We start from the raw sequence: 19,307 nt of genomic DNA, 5'->3' as shown, positions 1-19,307 counted from the left end.
ACGCGCGCCCGGTTCACGCCGGGCGCGCCAATATTTCCAGGATAGTCTGCAATTCCTCGGACAGCTGATGCCGCCGCCAGACGAAATAGAGATCGCTCACGCCCTCCTCGCCCATTTCCACCACCTTCAGCCCCGGCGCCGGCAAAATCAGCGGCAGCAACGAGCCGGGCACGCAGGCGACGCCGCAACCATCCTTCACGCAGGCTGCCATCGCGGCATAAGATTCCATTTCCAGCGTCATGCGCGGTTTCAGCCCGCGCGAGGCCAGCCAGTGATCGACCTTCAGCCGGAACGAGCACTCGCGGCTGAACGTGTAAAACTCCAGCGGCGCCAGCGTGGCGGCGTCGGGTTGCCCGACATCCGCCGGCATCAGCAGCACCAGCCGTTCGTCAAACGCCTTTTGGCTGGCCAGCAGCGGATGCTCAATCGGGCCGTCGGTGATCGCCAGATCGAGATCGCTGTCGATCAACATGCGTTCCAGCACCAGCGAGTCGCGGCTCAGCACGTTGATGTGCAAATGGGGCTGTAAACGGCGCAGCCGGGCGATGCGCGCCGGCAAGTGACTGACCAGCGAAAAATCCAGCGCCCCGAGGTTCAGCAGCCCATGCTGTTGCTCGCCGGCGAACAGCTGTTTGCTGCGCTCGGCCTGCGCCACGATGTCGCGCGCCTGCTGGTAGAACAGCCGGCCTTTGGGATTCACGTACAGCCGGTTCTTGTCGCGGAAAAACAGCTCGCCGCCCAGCGACTCTTCCAGCTCGCGCAGCCGCAGCGTGACGTTGGAAGGCACGCAGTGCAGCTCACGGGCGGCGGCGGCGATGGTTTTGTGTTCCACCACGGTGCAGAAAAACTTCAGCTGGCTCAGCTTCATCTATCCTTCACTTTTAGTTAGCGTTTTAGTTAAAAACAATCACTTTAGATTAGCATCGATTTCACCTACAGTCTGTCGACACCCTGAGGAGGATCACTGATGCCACTGAATGACTTACTGACGCTGCCCGGCGTGGCGGCCCAACCGGATACGGTAACCGACGGTTACGTGTTCAACCACACCATGATCCGCGTGAAAGACCTGACCAAAGCGTTGGATTTCTATACGCGCGTGCTGGGCTTTACCCCGGTCTATCTGGAAGAGTTCAAAGAAGCCGCCTTCACCATCTGCTACCTGACGCGCAGCCCGCGCGAGCAGATCCCGCAGGATGACGACGAACGCAAACGCTGGGCGCTGAGCCAGCCGGGCATTCTCGAGCTGACCCATAACCACGGCACCGAAAATCAGGCGGATTTCCATTACCACAACGGCAACGGCGAGCCGCGCGGCTTTGGCCACCTGTGCGTCACGGTGCCGGACGTGCGCGCCGCCTGCGAGCGGTTTGAGCGCCTGGGCGTCACCTTCCAGAAACGCCTGCATGAAGGCCGCATGAACTACGTGGCGTTCATTCGCGATCCGGACGATTACTGGATTGAAATCCTGCAGCCGACGCCGCTGCGGGACTGATTGTCCTACGCCTTTCACCCCGGCCTGCGCGCCGGGGTTTTTCATCGTTCGCCCTTCGATTGACCATTCTTGCGCAAAATCGCGCGGCAACGCGGGGTTCCGTGACGTTAGGCTTGCTCGCAGCGGGTGATTCGCGTAAAACTGTCAGCCGCAAATCTTGCCACTCACAACCCATTCACTGGACGATATGTTTCAAGATAACCCGCTGCTGGCGCAGCTTAAACAGCAACTTCACTCTCAGACCCCGCGCGTTGAAGGCGTCGTGAAAGGGACTGAGAAAGGCTTTGGCTTTCTTGAAGTAGACGGTCAAAAAAGCTACTTCATTCCACCGCCGTACATGAAGAAAGTCATGCACGGGGATCGCATTATCGCCACCCTGCACACCGAGAAAGAGCGCGAAATCGCCGAGCCGGAAACCCTGGTCGAACCGTTCCTGTCGCGCTTCGTCGGCCGCGTGCAAAAGCGCGACGATCGCCTGTCCATCGTGCCCGATCATCCGTTGCTGAAAGAGGCGATTCCGTGCCGCCCGGTGCGTGAACTGACCCACAACTTCCAGGCCGGCGACTGGGCGGTGGCGGAAATGCGCCGTCATCCGCTGAAAGGCGATCGCGGCTTCAACGCCGACCTGACCCAGTTTATCACCGACGGTGAAGACCATTTCGCCCCGTGGTGGGTGACGCTGGCGCGTCACAATCTGGAAAAAGAGGCGCCGGAGATGCAGGCTCTCAGCGAGCCGGACGCTGCGCTGGTGCGTGAAGATCTGACCGCGCTCGAATTCGTCACCATCGACAGCGCCAGCACCGAAGACATGGACGATGCGCTGTACGTGACCGACAACGGTGACGGTTCGCTGCAGTTGACCATCGCCATCGCCGATCCGACCGCTTATGTCGAGCAAGGCAGCAAGCTGGACGATATCGCCCGCGTGCGCGCCTTCACCAACTATCTGCCGGGCTTCAACATCCCGATGCTGCCGCGCGATCTGTCGGACAACCTGTGCTCGCTGCGCCCTAACGAGCGCCGTCAGGTGCTGGCTTGCCGCGTGACCATCGCCGCCGACGGCGCGCTGGGCGAAGATATTCAGTTCTTCGCCGCCGAGATCGAATCCAAAGCCAAACTGGTGTACGACGAAGTCTCCGACTGGCTGGACGGCATTGCCGGCTGGCAACCGCCGAGCGACGCCATCGCGCAACAGATCACCCTGCTGAAACGCGTTTGCGACGCGCGTAACGCCTGGCGCCACCAGCATGCGCTGGTATTCAAAGATCGCCCGGACTACCGCTTCGTATTGGGTGAAAAAGGCGACGTGCTGGAGATCGTTACCGAGCAGCGCCGCAGCGCCAACCGTATTGTTGAAGAATGCATGATCGCCGCCAACGTCTGCGCCGCCATCGTGCTGCGCGATCGCCTGGGCTTCGGCGTGTACAACGTGCACACCGGTTTCGATCCTGCGCTGGTTGAGCAAGCGGTCACCGTACTGCAGGCCAACGGCGTCGAAGCCGAAGCCGAGAAGCTGCTGACCCTCGACGGTTTCTGCGAATTGCGCCGCCACCTGGACGCGCAGCCGACCCAGTTCCTCGACAGCCGCATCCGCCGCTTCCAGACCTTCGCCGAGATCAGCACTACGCCGGGGCCACACTTCGGTCTGGGTCTGGAGGCTTACGCCACCTGGACATCGCCGATCCGTAAATACGGCGATATGGTCAACCACCGCCTGCTGAAGGCGATCATCAACCAGCAGTCGGCGGAAAAACCGCAGGATGACGTGACGGTGCAGCTGGCGGAGCGCCGCCGCCTGAACCGCATGGCGGAACGCGACGTCGGCGACTGGCTGTACGCCCGCTTCCTGCAGGACAAGGCCGGCACCGATACCCGCTTCAACGCCGAGATTATCGACGTAACCCGTGGCGGCCTGCGTGTGCGCCTGCTGGACAACGGCGCGGTTGCCTTCATCCCGGCGCCGTTCATTCACGCAGTGCGTGACGAAATGCAGTGCAGCCAGGAAACCGGCACCGTGCAGATCAAAGGTGAAGTGGTTTACCGCCAAAGCGATACCTTGCAGGTCACCATCGCCGAAGTGCGCATGGAAACCCGCAGCGTGATCGCCCGTCCGGTGGCCTGAACGCCAGCCTGAAACGGTCGCAACGCAAAGCGCCGACGGTGAAAACCGCCGGCGCTTTTTTTCGCCCGCGCTCGCTAGCGCAATGGATCGCCGCCGGTTTCACGCAGCAAGGGCAGCACCGCCAGCGAAGCCAGCGTCGCCAGCATCAGGTAGACGGCGGGCGCCAGCAGCGAGCCGCTCAACGCGATCGACTGCGAGGCGATATATTGGGCAAAGCCGCCGAAAATCGCCACGCCGAGGCTATAGACCAACGCAAACCCCAATGCGCGAATGCGCTGCGGAAACAGCTCCGAAATCATCAGCATGGTCGGCACCGAGCCGAGCGTGGTCAATCCGACCAATATCGCGACAATCAGCAGCAGCACCGCCGGATGCGGCGCGGCGCTCAGCCACCAAAACGCCGGCAAGGCCACGATCAAGATAGCGATGCGCGAGCCCCGGATCAGCGGCAAACGGCCATAGCGATCGCACCAGTGCCCGACCAACAGGCTGCCGCCGAAGGTCACCAGCCCCGCCAGCAGCATCGCGGCATAGCCGTAGGCTTGCGGCATGCCTAAGTATTTCACCGCGTAAGTGCCGAGATAATACATCGAGATGTAAGTGGCGACGGTAGCGCCAATGGTCAGCATCACGCCAAGCACCACCGCGCGCGAGTGCCGTCGCAGCTGCGACGGCGGTTCATGGGCCCGCGACACCGGCGGCCGGTCGCTTTCCAATCCGAGACGCAGCCAACAACCGAGCGGCGCCAGCGCCACGCCGATAAAGAACGGAATGCGCCATCCCCACTCGGCCATGGCGTTCGGCTCGCCGGAAAGCACCGGCAAGGCCGCGCTGAGCGCCAGCGCGGTGACACCGCCGACCACGGTGGCGATGCCCTGCGTCGCCAGCGACCAGCTGGAATAGAAGCCTCGCCGGTTAGGTGGCGCCGACTCCACCAGCAACGACATCGATGCCCCCACCTCGCCGCCCGCCGCCACGCCCTGGATCAAACGCGCCGCCACCAGTGTGACGGTTCCCCAATAGCCGGCGCTGGCGTAAGTCGGCGCAAAACCGATCATCGCCGTGCCCAGGCTCATCAGTGAAATCGTCAGGATCATCGCCGGCTTGCGGCCATGGCGATCGGCATAGGCGCCGATCAAAATACCGCCCAGCGGCCGCATGAAAAAACTGACGCCAAACGTGGCGAACGCCAACAGCAACGCCAAATTAGGATCGCTCGACGGCGGAAAGAACAGCACACTAATATAAATGACGAAGAAGTTATAAATACCGAAATCGAAAAATTCCAGCGCATTGCCGAAGGAGGCGGCGAAGATGATCTTTTTGCCACCGACCTTCGGGGCCGATATTATTTCCGTTTGGGTTTCAGCCGTATTTTCACTCATCATTATCTTCCCTGTTATTATTTTTCGCGTTTATTTTAAATAGGCTTCAGCCAATGCCCCCCAATACTGGCTGCCGGCCGCCAGGCAGCCGTCGTTGAAGTCATATCCCGGGTTGTGCACCATGCAGCTGCCTTCGCCGTCGCCGTTGCCAACGATCAGGTAACAGCCCTGCGGATGCGCATCGAGCATAAAGGCGAAGTCTTCGCTGCCCATCAGCGGCCTGGCGCCGTAGTGCGCGCGGGCGGCGCCGAACTGCTGCTCCGCCACGCGGTGGGCGAAACGGGTCATCGCTTCGTCGTTGACCAACACCGGCGTGCCGTTAACGTGTTCCACCGTCGCGTGGGCGCCGAAGCTTGCCGCCTGCGCCTCGATCAGCGCCGGAATGCGCGCCAGCAGCGTAGCGCGCGCCTGGCGATCCAGCGAGCGCACGCTGAGCTTCATCTCCGCGCTGTCCGGGATCACGTTGGCCGCCTCGCCGGCCTTGATGCTGCCAACGGTGATCACCGCCGCCTCCAGCGGATCGATATTGCGCGAAACGATGCTCTGCAGGGCAACGGTGATATGCGAGGCCACCAGCACCGGATCGACCGCCAGCTGCGGGATGGCGCCGTGGCCGCCGCGCCCCTGCACCCGCACGTTGAATTGATCCATCGAGGCCATAAACGGGCCGTGTTGGAAGAAGAACTCGCCGAGCGCCATCCCCGGCATGTTGTGCATGGCGAAGATGGCGTCGCAGGGGAAGCGTTCGAACAGCCCCTGCTCCACCATGCGCGCGCCGCCGTTCAGCATCTCTTCCGCCGGTTGGAAAATCAGGTGCAGCGTGCCGTTGAAGTTGCGCGTTTGCGCCAGGTAGCGGGCGGCACCGAGCAGCATGGTGGTATGGCCGTCATGGCCGCAGGCATGCATGCGGTTGGCCACGCTGCTGCGCCAGGGTTTGCCGTTGTTTTCCTCTATCGGCAAGGCGTCCATATCGGCGCGCAGCCCAAGGCGTTTAACGCCGTCTCCCACCCGCAGCGTCCCCACCACGCCGGTGCCCGCCAATCCGCGATGCACCTCGTAGCCCCACGAGCTCAGATAATCCGCGACCAGATCGCTGGTGCGGAACTCTTCGAAACCCAATTCAGGGTGCTGATGAATATCGTGCCGAATGGCCGTGAGCTGAGGTAAATACCCTTCGATGATTTTATTTATCATAATTAAATTCCTTTAGTAGCTTTATTATTTATTTGATGAATAATTAAGCCCATGGGTGAAAATAAAGGTATAACACAGCATAAATAATTTTATTTCGGCACACCTCGACAGATAAAATAATAATCCGCCAGACACCGTGCCCAGATAAAAAACGACGATAATTCGCTGTACGCGCCGTGAAAATGCCGAATGAATAACTGCTCAGGATTATGTGGGCGACAGCCTGCGCCAACGCTGTTTCATCACGTTGTTTTTACACTAAAACCCCACCTGCTTCACATTTCTCATCCGACCTGCCGCGGTTCGGCGGCAAAACTTCTACTGTTAAAACGTCATTCCTAATAACAACGTTGATTTTTACCTCTGCACGCCAAGGAGTTGTTTCATGAAAAACATCAGGTCCGGACTTATCTGGCTGCTGGTGGCGTTGGTCGGCGCCTTCGCTTTCGCCATGCTGGCGCTGAGCCGCGGCGAACACGTCAACGCCGTCTGGCTGGTGGTCGCCGCCGTCGCCTGCTACAGCATCGCCTACCGCTTCTACAGCCGGTTCATCGCCGACAAGGTCTTTGAGCTGGATGACCGTCGTCTGACCCCGGCGGAACGCCATAACGACGGCCTGGACTACGTGCCCACCAACAAATGGGTGCTGTTCGGCCACCACTTCGCCGCGATCGCCGGCGCCGGGCCGCTGGTGGGGCCGATCCTGGCCGCGCAGATGGGCTTCCTGCCGGGGACCATCTGGATCCTGGTCGGCGTCATGCTGGCCGGCGCGGTGCAGGATTTCCTGGTGCTGTTCATCTCCACCCGCCGCGACGGGCGTTCACTGGGGGAAATGGCCAAGCAAGAACTGGGCGCGTTCGCCGGGGTGATCACCATGCTCGGCGCGTTGGGCGTTATGATCATCATCCTGTCGGCGCTGGCGCTGGTGGTGGTAAAAGCGTTGGCCGACAGCCCATGGGGGCTGTTCACCATCGCCGCCACCATCCCGATCGCGCTGTTCATGGGCATCTACATGCGTTTTATCCGGCCGGGCAAGATCGCCGAAATTTCGGTGATTGGCTTCGTACTGATGCTGCTGGCGATCGTTTACGGCGGCAACGTGGCGCAAGATCCCTACTGGGGGCCATTCTTCACGCTGCACGGCACCACCCTGACCTGGGTGCTGGTGATCTATGGCTTCGTCGCCTCGGTGCTGCCGGTGTGGCTGCTGCTGGCGCCGCGCGACTACCTTTCCACCTTTATGAAAATCGGCGTCATCATCGGCCTGGCCATCGGCATCGTCTTCGCCATGCCGGAGATGAAAATGCCGGCGGTTTCACGCTTTATCGACGGCAGCGGCCCGGTGTTCGCCGGCGCCCTGTTCCCTTTCCTGTTCATCACCATCGCCTGCGGCGCCATTTCCGGCTTCCACGCGCTGGTTTCCAGCGGCACCACGCCGAAGCTGGTAGAGCGCGAAAGCCACATACGCTTTATCGGTTACGGCGCCATGCTGATGGAATCTTTCGTCGCCATCATGGCGTTGATCTGCGCCTCGGTGCTGGATCCGGGCGTTTACTTCGCCATGAACTCGCCGGCGGCGCTGATCGGCACCACGGTGGAAAATGCTTCGCAGGTCATCAACAGTTGGGGCTTTATCGTCACGCCGGAAACGCTGGCGCTGATCGCCAAAGAGGTGGGTGAGAACTCCATTCTGTCGCGCGCCGGCGGCGCCCCGACCTTCGCCGTGGGCATGGCGCACATCATCAGTGAGGTGTTCAACAGCCGGGCGATGATGGCGTTCTGGTATCACTTCGCCATTCTGTTCGAAGCGCTGTTCATCCTGACCGCCGTCGACGCCGGCACCCGCGCCTGCCGCTTTATGGTGCAGGATCTGGTGGGCGTGGCGGTGCCGCAGCTGGCCAACAACCGCTCCTGGTTCGGCAACCTGGCGGGCACCACGGTGGCGGTGGCCGGCTGGGGCTTCTTCGTGTATCAGGGGGTGGTCGATCCGCTCGGCGGCATCAATACCCTGTGGCCGCTGTTCGGCATCGGCAACCAGATGCTGGCGTCGATGGCGCTGATCCTCGGCACCGTGGTGCTGTTCAAGATGAAAAAGCAGCGCTACGCCTGGGCGACAATTCTGCCGACCGCCTGGCTGTTCGTGACCTCCATGACCGCCGGCTGGCAGAAGATCTTCCACGAAAAACCGAGCATCGGCTTCCTGGCGCAGGCGAAGAAATTCTCCACCGGCATCGAGCAAGGCACGATTATTGCCCCGGCCAAATCGCTGAAAGACATGGAAACCATCGTGTTCAGCAACCAGATCAACGCCGCGCTGTGCGGGTTCTTTATGCTGGTGGCGGTGACCATGCTGATCGCCGCTTTCTTCGCCATCCGCCGGGCGCTGCGTTCCGAACAACCGACGGTGCACGAGGTCAGCGCCGCACTGCGAGAGGAGACCGGCCGCGGCTAAGCGAACCGAGCATCAAGCAAGGGCGCCGCGGCGCCCTTTTTACTGGCTTTAGCCTAACAGCGTTGAGCCGAACGCCCCCTGCCAATCCTGTTCGAATTTCTCGACCGCGGCCTGCACTGCCGGCGCGTTCAGGAACTGCTCCGCGACGTCCACCGGCAGCGTGATGGCCTGGCAGCCGGCCAACAGGCACTCCAGCGCCTGGCGCGGCGTCTTGAAACTGGCGGCCAGCACCTGCGCCGACGGCGCATGCAGGCTCAACAACTGCTGCAGCTCGTGCACCATTTCGATGCCGTCACCGCCCTGCGCGTCCACCCGATTGACGTAAGGGGCCACATATTCCGCCCCGGCCAAGGCCGCCAACAGCCCCTGCCCGGCGCCGTACACCGCCGTCCCCAGCGTCGGGATGGACATCGTTTTGAGTTTCTTGATCGCCGCCAGCCCTTCGGCGGTCGCCGGGATCTTGACCACCAGCCCCGGGACGCGCTGACTGAGCAGCGCCGCCTCCGCCACCATGCGCTCAGCATCGGCCGCCATCACCTGCGCGAACAGCTTGCCGGTGCCGCCGAGGGCGTCGCGCAGCGCGGGCAGCACTTCCCAGATCGGCTTGCCTTCCTTCGCCACGATGCTCGGGTTGGTGGTGACGCCGTGCAGCGGCAGAATGCGCGCCAGGCGTTTTACCGCGGTCACATCGGCGGTATCGAGATAAAGCTCCATCACGGACTCCTGTGTCATGTTCTGTGGGCGGACTCAAACTCTGATCATCATAGGGCAAAAACCGCGCTAACTTTTGATCAAAATCAATTCAACTTTCATTCGAAACATCTTTAATGATGAAAGATTCAGCAACGCCAAACGGGTGACTCATGTTCTTCAATCTGCAGCGCTACTCGACCCATGACGGCCCCGGCATCCGCAGCGTGGTCTTTTTAAAAGGCTGCCCGCTGAGCTGCCGCTGGTGTCAGAACCCGGAAAGCCGCTCGCGCCATGCAGACCTGCTGTTTGACGAACGCCTGTGCCTGAGCGGCTGCACGCTGTGCGCCGAGCGCTGCCCGCAAGGCCTGCAGCGTGACGAAGAGGCGTTGACGCTGCAGCGTGAAGTCATCAGCGCAAACGACTACGCGGCGCTGGCCGCCGCCTGCCCGACCGGCGCGCTGAGCCTGTGCGGCAGCCCGGTCAACCCCGACGATATCATGGCCGAGGTGATGCGGGATAAGCCTTTCTACCTGCGCAGCGGCGGCGGTTTAACACTGTCCGGCGGCGAACCCTTTATGCAGCCGGAGGTTGCAGCGGAACTGCTGCGGCGCGGCCGCGAAGCCGGCATCCACACCGCCGTCGAATCCTGCCTGCACGTTCCGTGGCGTTACATCGCGCCTTCGCTGCCGTGGCTGGATCTGCTGTTGGCCGATCTCAAACACACCGACGAAGCGCGCTTTAGAGCCTGGACCGGCGGCTCCGCCCGCCGAGTGATGAACAATTTCCGCCGGCTGGCGGCGCACGGCGTGCCAATGACCGTGCGCGTGCCGCTGATCCCCGATTTCAACGCCGATCGTCGCTCTGTCCGTGCGATCGTCGACTTCGCCGCCGACGAGATCGGCGTGTCGGAGATCCACTTTCTGCCGTACCACACGCTGGGCATCAACAAGTACCACCTGCTCGGCGAGCCCTACCGCGCCGCCCGCATGCCGCTGGACGCGCCCGATCTGCTGGCCTTCGCCGAAGACTATGCCGGCGCCAAAGGCCTGACCGCCATTTTGCGAGGATAACGCCATGACCACGTTGGATTTGACCACCCTCAGCGCCCGCATTCAGGCGCATAAGAACGCGCTGATTCACATCGTCAAACCGCCGGTGTGCACCGAACGCGCGCAGCACTATACCGAGGCCTATCAACAGCATCAGGATCGGCCGCTGCCGGTGCGCCGCGCGCTGGCGCTGGCTAACCATCTGGCGAAGCGCACCATCTGGATCGCCAACGACGAACTGATCGTCGGCAACCAGGCCAGCGAGCTGCGCGCCGCGCCGATCTTTCCCGAATACACCGTCGGCTGGATAGAAAACGAAATAGACCAATTGGCCGACCGGCCGGGCGCCGGTTTTTCGGTCAGCGAAGAGAACAAGGCGATTTTGCATCGCCTGTGCCCCTGGTGGCGCGGCCAAACGGTGCAGGATCGCTGCTACGGCATGTTCACCGACGAACAAAAGGCGCTGCTGGCCACCGGCATCATCAAGGCCGAGGGCAACATGACCTCCGGCGACGCCCACCTGGCGGTTAACTTCCCGCTGCTGCTGGAGAAAGGTCTCGACGGCCTGCGTGAAAAAGTGAACGCGCGCCGCGGCCGTCTGCACCTGACCGAGTGGGAAGATCTGCACAAAGCGCAGTTTCTCAACGCCATCGACATCGCGCTGGCGGCGCTGAGCGAGCACATCCTGCGCTTCGCCCGCCTGGCGCGCGACATGGCGCAAAACGAACCGCGCGACTGGCGGCGCGCCGAACTGCAGGCCATCGCAGGCAACTGCGACCGGATCGCCCATCGCCCGCCGCACACCTTCTGGCAGGCGCTGCAGCTGTGCTATTTCATCCAACTGACGTTGCAGATCGAATCCAACGGCCATTCGGTTTCCTTCGGCCGCCTCGATCAATACCTCTATCCCTGGTATCGACGTGAGGTGGAGCTGGAGCAAAAGCTGGCGCGGGAAGACGCCATCGAGCTGTTACACAGCTGCTGGCTGAAGCTGCTGGAGGTCAACAAGATCCGCTCTGGCTCGCATTCCAAAGCTTCCGCCGGCAGCCCGCTGTACCAAAACGTCACCATCGGCGGACAGAAGCTGATCGACGGCCGGCCATGCGATGCGGTCAACCCGCTGTCCTACGCCATTCTCGAGTCCTGCGGCCGCCTGCGCTCCACCCAACCCAACCTCAGCGTGCGTTACCATGCCGGGATGAGCGCCGACTTCCTCGACGCCTGCGTGCAGGTGATCCGCTGCGGTTTCGGCATGCCGGCGTTCAACAACGACGAAATCGTCATTCCCGAATTCATCAAGCTGGGGGTTGAGCCGCAAGACGCCTACGACTACGCCGCCATCGGCTGCATCGAGACCGCCGTCGGCGGCAAATGGGGCTATCGTTGCACCGGCATGAGCTTCATCAACTTCGCCCGCGTGCTACTGGCAGCGCTGGAACAGGGCCGTGACGCCACCTCCGGGCAAATATTCATGCCGCAGGAACAAGCGCTGTCCAAAGGAAACTTCGTCGATTTCGAGCAGGTCTTAGCCGCCTGGGATCGGCAAATCCGCTACTACACGCGCAAGTCGATCGAGATCGAATGCGTGGTGGACAGCGTACTGGAAGAGAATGCCCACGATATCCTCTGTTCCGCGCTGGTGGATGACTGCATCGAACGCGGTAAAAGCATCAAGCAAGGCGGCGCCAAATACGATTGGGTTTCCGGCCTGCAGGTCGGCATCGCCAACCTGGGCAACAGCCTGGCGGCGGTGCGCAAACTGGTGTTCGACCAGGGGGCGATCGGCCAGCAGCAGCTGGCGACCGCGCTGGCCGACGACTTCGCCGGGCTGGATGGCGAGCAGCTGCGCCAGCGGCTGCTCAACGCCGCGCCCAAATACGGCAACGATGTGGACGAGGTCGATCGGCTGCTGGTGCGCGCCTACCAAACCTATATCGAAGAACTGAAGCAGTATCGCAACACCCGCTTCGGCCGCGGGCCGATCGGCGGCGGTTACTACGCCGGCACCTCGTCGATTTCGGCCAACGTGCCCTTCGGCGCCGCCACTCTGGCCACGCCCGATGGACGTAAGGCGCACGCGCCACTGGCGGAAGGCGCCAGTCCGGCGTCCGGCACCGACCACCTGGGGCCGACGGCGGTGTTCAATTCGCTCGCCAAGTTGCCGACCGAGGCGATCCTCGGCGGCGTGCTGCTCAACCAAAAGCTGAACCCGGCGACGCTGGACAACCCGCGCGATCGGGAAAAGCTGATGCTGATGTTGCGCACCTTCTTCGAGAGCTATCGCGGCTGGCATGTGCAGTACAACATCGTGTCGCGCCAAACGCTGCTGGCGGCGAAGCAACACCCTGACCAATATCGTGATTTAGTGGTTCGCGTAGCTGGCTATTCCGCCTTCTTTACCGCATTATCCCCTGAGGCGCAGGATGATATTATTGCGCGCACAGAACATACTCTTTAAACCTTTGACTCTTAGCGGCCGCGCCTTGGCGGCCGCATCATCAGGCCGATATGAATTTACGACAACAGACCATATTGCAGTTGGTTAACGATCGCCGGCGGATCAGCGTCAATGAGCTGGCGCGCGCCTCGGGCGTCTCGGAAGTCACCATCCGGCAGGATCTCAACCTGCTGGAAAAACGCAGTTATCTGAAGCGGGTGCACGGCTCCGCCGTGGCGTTGGAGAGTGATGACGTCGACGCCCGCATGATGTCCAATTTCACCCTCAAGCAGCGGCTGGCGCAATACGCCGCCGCGCAGGTCAACGACGGCGAGACGATCTTTATCGAGAGCGGCAGCGCCAACGCCCTGCTGGCGCGCTACATCGCCGAGCGCAAGCGCATTACGCTGATCACTGTCAGCCACTACATCGCCAACCTGCTGAAAGAAACCGACTGCGACGTGATTGTGCTGGGCGGCATGTACCAGAAGAAAAGCGAGACCGTGGTCGGCCCGCTCACGCGGCTGTGCATTCAGCAGGTGCATTTCAACAAGGCGTTTATCGGCATTGACGGCTTTCAGGCCGAAACCGGCTTTACCGGCCGCGACATGATGCGCGCCGACGTGGTCAGCGCGGTGCTGGCCAAGGGCGTGGAGAATATCGTGCTGACGGATTCCAGCAAATTCGGCCAGATCCAGCCTAACCCGCTGGCGCAGCCGGGGCAAATCAGCCGGGTGATCACCGATTCGCGTTTGGCGCTGGAGTATCAGCATCAGCTGAAACGTCAGGGCGTACAGGTGGAATTGGTCAACGAATAACGCAGATCACCGCCGCACCGCGCGGGCCACGCCGCGCGTCTTTCCCCTTGCACCGCAGGATTTTAAGACTATTTACCTGTTTATCCTTCCCGAGAAACCTATACTCAGTTTCGGCGACTTTTGGGCCGTAACCTGCTAATTATTCGGCCGTTAACAAAAAATGCCATTTTTTATATCGATACTGTACGGGAATCAACAGCAGGCCTGATTTATGGTTAACGCCTATACTTATAGGGCACTTCCATATAGCCAATGCTAAGGAGAAGTCATTATGATGATTATCAATAAACGTTTCGCCACCGCCGCTCTGGCACTGACTCTGGCGTTTTCACTCAGTGCCTGTTCCAACATGTCCAAACGCGATCGCAACACCGCTATCGGTGCCGGCGCAGGTGCAGTCGGCGGCGCAGTGCTGACAGACGGCAGCGCGTTGGGTACGCTGGGCGGGGCTGCGGTAGGGGGCATTATCGGTCACCAGGTTGGTAAATAACCTGACCGAGCGCCCTCGGCCGACAGGCTGGCAAAAGCGCTTTGGCGCTTTGACGTATTAACCAATAACGATGATTTCAGGTCTGTTTTACTTTAAGTCTATGGTTCTTTTGCCGTTAACGGGCTAATCCCCGGCAGCAACAACCTCAAGCCATGCCACGGCATTGCACCGCGGCATGGCGATTCACCTCAACCGCCCGCCAGTTTGACCTTCATGCCTTTGGCTTCCAGCAGTTGCTTGAGCAGATCGCGTTTATCGCCCTGGATCTCGATGACCCCGTCTTTCACCGAACCGCCGCAGCCGCATTTCTTTTTCAGCTCGGCCGCCAGTTTGTCGAGCGCAGCATCATCCAGATCGACGCCGGCGATCAGGCATACGCCCTTCCCCTTGCGGCCGCTGGTCTGACGCTGGATGCGCACGATGCCGTCGCCCTTGGCGCGTTGCGGTTTAACCTCTTCCTGCTTGATGCGGCCGGTGTCCGTGGAATACACCAGGCGGCTGTTATCGTCATTCATCGGCGGTTCCTCAGGCCAAAGAGGCGCGGATCGCGCGCAGCGTCGCGGCCGGATCGGCAGATTGGGTGATCGGACGCCCAATCACCATGTAGTCCACGCCGGCGGCCTGCGCCTGCACCGGCGTCATAATACGGCGCTGATCGCCCGCCGCGCTGCCTTCTGGGCGGATCCCCGGCGTAACCAGTTGGAAAGCCTGCCCGCAGGCCGCCTTCAGCCGCTGCGCTTCGTGTGCCGAACACACCACGCCGTCCAGCCCGCAGTCGCGGGTCAGGCGCGCCAAGCGCTCGGCGTGTTCCGCCGGGCTGGCCTCAATGCCGATGCCGCGCAGGTCTTCCGCTTCCATGCTGGTCAACACCGTCACGGCAATCAACAGCGGCGCATCCGCCCCGAATGACGCCAGCGCTTCTTTAGCGGCGGTCATCATGCGCGCGCCGCCGCTGGCATGGACGTTGACCATCCAAACGCCCAGTTCGGCCGCCGCCGCGACCGCATGCGCGGTGGTATTGGGAATATCGTGGAATTTCAGGTCAAGAAATACGTCGAAGCCGCGCCCATGCAGATCGCGCACCAATTGCGGCCCAAACAGCGTGAACATTTCTTTGCCCACTTTCAGCCGGCAGTCTTGCGGATCGATACGGTCGGCGAACGCCAGCGCGGCGTTCTTATCGGCGTAATCTAACGCCACAACGATTGGAGATGATTTTAAGTCATTGTTATTAGTGTTATTTTCAGACTTCATTTCTTCTACCTTCTGTAAAATAGACATAATCAGGGACTCACCCGCGAAACTGACCGCCGCATTCTACATGCCGGAGGCTAGAAATCCCAGCCGCAGCGCGCACCGGCGCTCTGTCATGTTACCGCTCACCTTTGTCATGGCGCGTCAACGAAAGCGCGTTAGCGATAAACCACGCAGCGTAAAACGCCGTAAAGATGCGTAAATTGTTGATCAGATATTTTGAATGAATTACTCAGCATTATCAGATTTTCAATCGACGTAGATGCTTTATTATTCAACCCATCGGAAGCGAATGGCTTCCTTCCTAAATGAACAGACTGGAGTCACCTATGAAAACCATCAAATATTTTGCAACCGCTGCCGCTATCGCACTGACCTCTTTCGCCACTTTCGCCGCTGAACCGATCAATAGCCAGCAGGCCGATAACCTGACCGCCACCGGCATCGTTTCCGCAGGCCATGCGACCACCCTCAGCAGCCTGGAAAAAAAGCTGGCCGCTAAAGCCGACGCTCAGGGCGCCAGCAGCTACCGCATCATCTCCGCCGGCGGTAACAACATGCTGAGCGGCACCGCGATCATCTACAAATAATGTTTCCGGTACAGGGCCCGCACGCTCGGGCCCTGCCTCTGTTTCTCGCCTAAAAAAACCCGCGTTTGCCCCGCCCTCATTTGTTACATAAATATTAAATTTTTATTACACACTAGACACCCGATCGCCAGTGGCTTAGCTTGAAGGCATCTTCCTGCAGAAAGGCTTTCAAAATGAGCGAGATATCGACACTTACCATTAAAATTCCTCTGGAACTCAAGGAAAAAATCCGTGCCGCCGCCGCTGAAAACGAATTTTCGTTGAGCGTGGAAGTGTGCCAGCGCCTGGAAAGCAGTTTCAGCGCGCCCGCCACCAAAGCAGAAAAACCGGCCAAAAAGGCGGATGACCTGCACCACGGCGAGATCGACAATCAAAGCACCGAAGAAGAAATTGAACAGCCGCTGAGCCAGAAAGAGCTGAAGAAACTCCGCCAGCTGTTGAAAACCGGCGCCAAAGGCGGCAAGAAAAAATAAGCGACGAACAGACGAACATAAAAAACGGGGCGATAAATCGCCCCGTTTTGTTTTGTCGCCCCGCCGCATTATTGGCCGTCCAGACCGCGGATCGGTTTAACCGATGACCAGGCGCGGCACGACGGGCAATGCCAATAGAGCGAGTGCGCGGTGAAGCCGCATTTGTGGCAGCGGTAACGCGGCTTGGTGCGAATTTGCTCGCCGACCATATCGCGCAACAGCAGCAGACTCTCTTTCGCCCGGCCGTCTTCGGCGTCCGCCAGGTGATAATCCATCAGCCGGTAAAACACCCGCATGGTCGGATGGCGTTGCAGCTGGCGGTTGATATAGACCTGCACCACGTCGCGCCCTTCGTGCTGCTCGATAATCTCGGCCAGCATCAGATCGGCGGTGGCGCCGGTGTTCTCTTCCACGCAGCGCTTCAGGAATTCAGCCCAGTTGTGCTGTTGTTCCGGCAGATGCGTGTAGCATTCCTGCAGCATCGGCAGCGTCTCGCTGACCAACTCTTTATCCTGGCTCAGAACGCGTTGCAGCGACTCTGCCGCTTTGGCGTAGTCGTTTTGCGCCATGTAGATGCGCCCGAACATGATGGACACGCGCGCACACTGTTTATCGGCGGCGGCCGCCCGTTTGAGCAGGCTCATCGCCCGATCGAGATCGTCGCTGCCCATCGCCTGCAGCGCCAACTCACAGTAAAAGTGCGCGATCTCGACGCGTTGCTTCTCTTTGCCCAGCTTGACCAGCTTTTCCGCCACGTCGATCGCTTTCTGCCAGTCGCTGGTCGCCTGATGGATCACCAGCAGTTGCTGCAGCGCCGAGACGCGAAAATCCGCTTCGTCAGTCAACTGGCTGAACATGTCTTCCGCGCGATCGTACAGCCCGGCCGCCATATAGTCGCGGCCCAGTTGCTGCACCGCCAGCAGGCGCTGTTCGAAGGTCAGAGAGGCGCTTTCCATCAAGGCCTGATGGATGCGGATGGCGCGGTCGACTTCGCCGCGCGAGCGGAACAGGTTACCCAAGGTCAGGTGGGCTTCAACGGTGTTGCTGTCCTCTTTCAACATGTCGAGGAACAGATCGACCGCCTTGTCCTGCTGGTTGGAAAGCAGAAAGTTCACCCCTGCCACATATTCGCGCGACAGGCGGTTGGCTTCTTGCTGTTTATCCTGCTGAGCGCTTCTGCGCCCCATGTACCAACCGTACGCGGCAGCCACGGGCAGCAACAGAAACAGCAGTTCTAACATAGAGGATTATTCCTTGCTGACAACAGGCTGAGCCGCCGGTTCAGCGGGCTGCTCAAGCTGCAGCTCCAGCCTTTTGATTTTGCGCTCGGCGCGACCCAGCGCAATACGCGTGCGCAGGTAGAACAGGCCGCAAATAATCCAGCCGAGAACGAAACCGGCGCCAAACAGCGTGGCCAACAGGGTCGATACGCGATAATCCCCCTGCGCAACCAGATAGTTAAAATTGACCACCTGATCGTTATGCGCACCCAAGGTGACGGAAATCACGAAGATCACCAGAACCAACAAAAAAATCAGCAAATATTTCACATTCTTTCCCGCGATGCCGAGTGAATCGGATGAACGATGCCAAAATGTGGCGTCCCTAACCCTTAAGTTAGCATTTCCCGCTGCGGCAGGGAAACCCTGCCGCACGATAAAACCACATATCTGCTGGCATATTCGGCAGTAAACGGTCTTAGCGAACAAATTGATGAGAAAGCTTCTCAAAACGTCGAATTTATAAGGATATGGGGGCAACCGGGCGAATTGCAATGGCGGGAAAATGTAAGCGGTTAATGCGGCACCGGTCCGATGCCGCCTATTTTGTGACGCGGTCACATATCGATCATATCTCCGGCTTGCGCGCCGCGATTTCCTGCTGCTCTTGCGGCGGCGGCGTCAGCGGACCGAACCAGCGCTGCGCCAGCCAGCAGGTGATCACCACCAGCAGCCAACTGATCAGCGTAGCCATCGCCAGATCGCGCGGCCAGTGCATGCCCAGCAGCAGACGGCTGCCCATCACCCCCGTTGCCCACACCATCAGCAGCGCGACGGTTTTATAATGGCGGCGCGGCCACAGCAATCCGACGCCCAGCAGCGCCCAAGTGGCGGCGAACATCGTATGCCCCGACGGGAAAGCGAAGCCGGTTTCAAACTGCCAGTGCTTGCGCAGCCAGTTCGGCACCAGCGTCTGGTCTTGCAGTTGCTCGCGCACCAGCGCGCTGCGCTCTTTACGATGCAGCGAATAGAAATATTTTCCGTCCACGCCGTGGGTTTGCTCGAGCCATACCACAAACGGCCGCGGTTCTTGCACCCGATCCTTGATCAACGACTTGACCCCCTGCCCAATCACCAACGCGGCGGAAAGCAGGATCGCCAGACCGATGGCCGCTTTCAGCCGAAAGCGCAGGCACCACAAAAACCAACCGCAAAGGATAGCGCTGGTCAGAATGCCCCACGGCGAGGTCACGGTTTCGGTCACCCAGAACAGCGCTTTGAGCAGCCGAACATTGCCGCCGGGCTGCCAATGCCAGCCGGATGCCCATACGACCAGCGGCATCAACAGCAGCAGCAGCGCGCCGCCCGCCGTACGTTTTGCTATCTCATACATTCCCGTTTTCCTCTGCGTGAATCAGGCTGCAGTGTAACAAGAGTGCAATATTGATAACACGCGAAAAATTAAACAGATAGGAAACCTATCGCAATAATAGGTGGTCAGAAAACGCCATCTGCTGGTTTGCTGAGCACCGCCCGGCAAGAAGTTGTGGCAAAATAGCCGATAATTAACGAAATAGAGATCGGCGTAGCACGTTTTAGTCTTGGTCAATTTACTGAACCGGACTTAGGATGCGC

At 60.2% G+C, this 19,307-nt stretch carries 18 protein-coding genes; 9 read left to right on the top strand and 9 right to left on the bottom strand.

The features are described from left to right. Window positions 1–13 precede the first annotated feature (13 nt). Window positions 14–868 (bottom strand): LysR family transcriptional regulator, encoded by an 855-nt coding sequence (locus ACJ8PL_RS13855; RefSeq protein WP_033640155.1) that lies wholly within the window; start codon window positions 866–868, stop codon window positions 14–16. Window positions 869–967: 99 nt separating this feature from the next. Here ACJ8PL_RS13855 and gloA point away from each other — a divergent pair, with 99 nt between their 5' ends. Then, window positions 968–1,495, top strand: a complete 528-nt coding sequence (gene gloA / locus ACJ8PL_RS13850) for a lactoylglutathione lyase (RefSeq protein ID WP_016927543.1) — start codon at window positions 968–970, stop codon at window positions 1,493–1,495. 187 nt (window positions 1,496–1,682) lie between these two features. Beyond that, window positions 1,683–3,617, top strand: a complete 1,935-nt coding sequence (locus ACJ8PL_RS13845) for an exoribonuclease II (RefSeq protein WP_176063069.1) — start codon at window positions 1,683–1,685, stop codon at window positions 3,615–3,617. Between the two features lie 74 nt (window positions 3,618–3,691). Here ACJ8PL_RS13845 and ACJ8PL_RS13840 read toward each other — a convergent pair whose 3' ends face one another. Together ACJ8PL_RS13840 and ACJ8PL_RS13835 are read right to left on the bottom strand one after the other, a co-directional pair. Next, entirely contained in the window at window positions 3,692–5,002 is a 1,311-nt protein-coding gene (locus tag ACJ8PL_RS13840) for an MFS transporter (protein ID WP_110147059.1), read from the bottom strand. Window positions 5,003–5,032: 30 nt separating this feature from the next. Beyond that, window positions 5,033–6,196, bottom strand: a complete 1,164-nt coding sequence (locus ACJ8PL_RS13835) for a M20 aminoacylase family protein (RefSeq protein ID WP_110147060.1) — start codon at window positions 6,194–6,196, stop codon at window positions 5,033–5,035. A 385-nt stretch (window positions 6,197–6,581) separates the two neighbouring features. Between ACJ8PL_RS13835 and ACJ8PL_RS13830 the strand changes: the two genes are divergently transcribed. After that, on the top strand, window positions 6,582–8,648 hold the full coding sequence (locus ACJ8PL_RS13830; protein ID WP_442531215.1) for a carbon starvation CstA family protein: 2,067 nt from the start codon (window positions 6,582–6,584) through the stop codon (window positions 8,646–8,648). 48 nt (window positions 8,649–8,696) lie between these two features. Here ACJ8PL_RS13830 and fsa read toward each other — a convergent pair whose 3' ends face one another. Further along, the gene (fsa, locus tag ACJ8PL_RS13825; protein WP_015378028.1) at window positions 8,697–9,362 is read right to left on the bottom strand and encodes a fructose-6-phosphate aldolase; all 666 of its coding nucleotides are present in this window, start codon (window positions 9,360–9,362) and stop codon (window positions 8,697–8,699) included. A gap of 149 nt (window positions 9,363–9,511) precedes the next feature. Here fsa and ACJ8PL_RS13820 point away from each other — a divergent pair, with 149 nt between their 5' ends. From ACJ8PL_RS13820 to osmB, 4 genes are all read left to right on the top strand, one after another. Next, window positions 9,512–10,411, top strand: a complete 900-nt coding sequence (locus ACJ8PL_RS13820; RefSeq protein ID WP_110147062.1) for a glycyl-radical enzyme activating protein — start codon at window positions 9,512–9,514, stop codon at window positions 10,409–10,411. 4 nt (window positions 10,412–10,415) lie between these two features. Next, complete coding sequence (locus ACJ8PL_RS13815) at window positions 10,416–12,848, top strand: formate C-acetyltransferase/glycerol dehydratase family glycyl radical enzyme (RefSeq protein WP_442531214.1); 2,433 nt, start codon at window positions 10,416–10,418, stop codon at window positions 12,846–12,848. Between the two features lie 50 nt (window positions 12,849–12,898). Continuing rightward, window positions 12,899–13,645 (top strand): DeoR/GlpR family DNA-binding transcription regulator, encoded by a 747-nt coding sequence (locus tag ACJ8PL_RS13810; RefSeq protein WP_004930631.1) that lies wholly within the window; start codon window positions 12,899–12,901, stop codon window positions 13,643–13,645. Between the two features lie 271 nt (window positions 13,646–13,916). Then, window positions 13,917–14,135 (top strand): osmotically-inducible lipoprotein OsmB, encoded by a 219-nt coding sequence (osmB, locus tag ACJ8PL_RS13805; protein ID WP_004945176.1) that lies wholly within the window; start codon window positions 13,917–13,919, stop codon window positions 14,133–14,135. A gap of 188 nt (window positions 14,136–14,323) precedes the next feature. Here the strand turns inward: osmB and yciH are convergent, their stop codons facing one another. Beyond that, window positions 14,324–14,650 carry a stress response translation initiation inhibitor YciH gene (yciH, locus tag ACJ8PL_RS13800; protein ID WP_016927535.1) on the bottom strand — a complete coding sequence of 109 codons (327 nt, stop codon included), beginning with the start codon at window positions 14,648–14,650 and terminating at the stop codon, window positions 14,324–14,326. A 10-nt stretch (window positions 14,651–14,660) separates the two neighbouring features. Next, entirely contained in the window at window positions 14,661–15,389 is a 729-nt protein-coding gene (gene pyrF, locus ACJ8PL_RS13795; RefSeq protein WP_028127463.1) for an orotidine-5'-phosphate decarboxylase, read from the bottom strand. 329 nt (window positions 15,390–15,718) lie between these two features. On the opposite strand from pyrF, the gene bhsA reads away from it, so the two are divergent. Together bhsA and ACJ8PL_RS13785 are read left to right on the top strand one after the other, a co-directional pair. Beyond that, window positions 15,719–15,979 carry a multiple stress resistance protein BhsA gene (gene bhsA, locus ACJ8PL_RS13790; RefSeq protein WP_016927533.1) on the top strand — a complete coding sequence of 87 codons (261 nt, stop codon included), beginning with the start codon at window positions 15,719–15,721 and terminating at the stop codon, window positions 15,977–15,979. 173 nt (window positions 15,980–16,152) lie between these two features. Next, a complete protein-coding gene (locus ACJ8PL_RS13785) occupies window positions 16,153–16,452 on the top strand; it encodes an Arc family DNA-binding protein (protein ID WP_004930644.1) in 300 nt (99 codons plus the stop codon). Between the two features lie 68 nt (window positions 16,453–16,520). Here the strand turns inward: ACJ8PL_RS13785 and lapB are convergent, their stop codons facing one another. From lapB to pgpB, 3 genes are all read right to left on the bottom strand, one after another. Further along, window positions 16,521–17,693: a lipopolysaccharide assembly protein LapB gene (gene lapB / locus ACJ8PL_RS13780; protein WP_016927532.1), complete on the bottom strand. Its 1,173-nt coding sequence runs from the start codon at window positions 17,691–17,693 to the stop codon at window positions 16,521–16,523. Between the two features lie 6 nt (window positions 17,694–17,699). Next, entirely contained in the window at window positions 17,700–18,002 is a 303-nt protein-coding gene (locus ACJ8PL_RS13775; protein ID WP_004930650.1) for a LapA family protein, read from the bottom strand. Between the two features lie 298 nt (window positions 18,003–18,300). After that, window positions 18,301–19,065 (bottom strand): phosphatidylglycerophosphatase B, encoded by a 765-nt coding sequence (pgpB, locus tag ACJ8PL_RS13770; RefSeq protein ID WP_116403578.1) that lies wholly within the window; start codon window positions 19,063–19,065, stop codon window positions 18,301–18,303. Window positions 19,066–19,307 lie beyond the last annotated feature (242 nt).

The sequence above is a fragment of the Serratia sp. CY83965 genome (assembly GCF_052166375.1).
Taxonomy (GTDB): Bacteria; Pseudomonadota; Gammaproteobacteria; order Enterobacterales; family Enterobacteriaceae; genus Serratia; species Serratia marcescens.
The sequence above is the reverse complement of the archived record's forward strand: the minus strand, read 5'-3'. Positions and strand labels throughout refer to the sequence as shown.

Excerpts from the sequence above, each read along its gene's own strand:
- osmB (WP_004945176.1), top strand. The coding sequence starts at position 13,917 with ATGATGATTATCAATAAACGTTTCGCCACCGCCGCTCTGGCACTGACT.
- gloA (WP_016927543.1), top strand. The coding sequence starts at position 968 with ATGCCACTGAATGACTTACTGACGCTGCCCGGCGTGGCGGCCCAACCG.
- ACJ8PL_RS13840 (WP_110147059.1), bottom strand. The coding sequence starts at position 5,002 with ATGAGTGAAAATACGGCTGAAACCCAAACGGAAATAATATCGGCCCCG.
- lapB (WP_016927532.1), bottom strand. The coding sequence starts at position 17,693 with ATGTTAGAACTGCTGTTTCTGTTGCTGCCCGTGGCTGCCGCGTACGGT.
- ACJ8PL_RS13835 (WP_110147060.1), bottom strand. The coding sequence starts at position 6,196 with ATGATAAATAAAATCATCGAAGGGTATTTACCTCAGCTCACGGCCATT.
- pgpB (WP_116403578.1), bottom strand. The coding sequence starts at position 19,065 with ATGTATGAGATAGCAAAACGTACGGCGGGCGGCGCGCTGCTGCTGCTG.
- ACJ8PL_RS13815 (WP_442531214.1), top strand. The coding sequence starts at position 10,416 with ATGACCACGTTGGATTTGACCACCCTCAGCGCCCGCATTCAGGCGCAT.
- bhsA (WP_016927533.1), top strand. The coding sequence starts at position 15,719 with ATGAAAACCATCAAATATTTTGCAACCGCTGCCGCTATCGCACTGACC.
- yciH (WP_016927535.1), bottom strand. The coding sequence starts at position 14,650 with ATGAATGACGATAACAGCCGCCTGGTGTATTCCACGGACACCGGCCGC.
- pyrF (WP_028127463.1), bottom strand. The coding sequence starts at position 15,389 with ATGAAGTCTGAAAATAACACTAATAACAATGACTTAAAATCATCTCCA.
- ACJ8PL_RS13785 (WP_004930644.1), top strand. The coding sequence starts at position 16,153 with ATGAGCGAGATATCGACACTTACCATTAAAATTCCTCTGGAACTCAAG.
- ACJ8PL_RS13845 (WP_176063069.1), top strand. The coding sequence starts at position 1,683 with ATGTTTCAAGATAACCCGCTGCTGGCGCAGCTTAAACAGCAACTTCAC.
- ACJ8PL_RS13820 (WP_110147062.1), top strand. The coding sequence starts at position 9,512 with ATGTTCTTCAATCTGCAGCGCTACTCGACCCATGACGGCCCCGGCATC.
- ACJ8PL_RS13830 (WP_442531215.1), top strand. The coding sequence starts at position 6,582 with ATGAAAAACATCAGGTCCGGACTTATCTGGCTGCTGGTGGCGTTGGTC.
- ACJ8PL_RS13855 (WP_033640155.1), bottom strand. The coding sequence starts at position 868 with ATGAAGCTGAGCCAGCTGAAGTTTTTCTGCACCGTGGTGGAACACAAA.
- ACJ8PL_RS13810 (WP_004930631.1), top strand. The coding sequence starts at position 12,899 with ATGAATTTACGACAACAGACCATATTGCAGTTGGTTAACGATCGCCGG.
- fsa (WP_015378028.1), bottom strand. The coding sequence starts at position 9,362 with ATGGAGCTTTATCTCGATACCGCCGATGTGACCGCGGTAAAACGCCTG.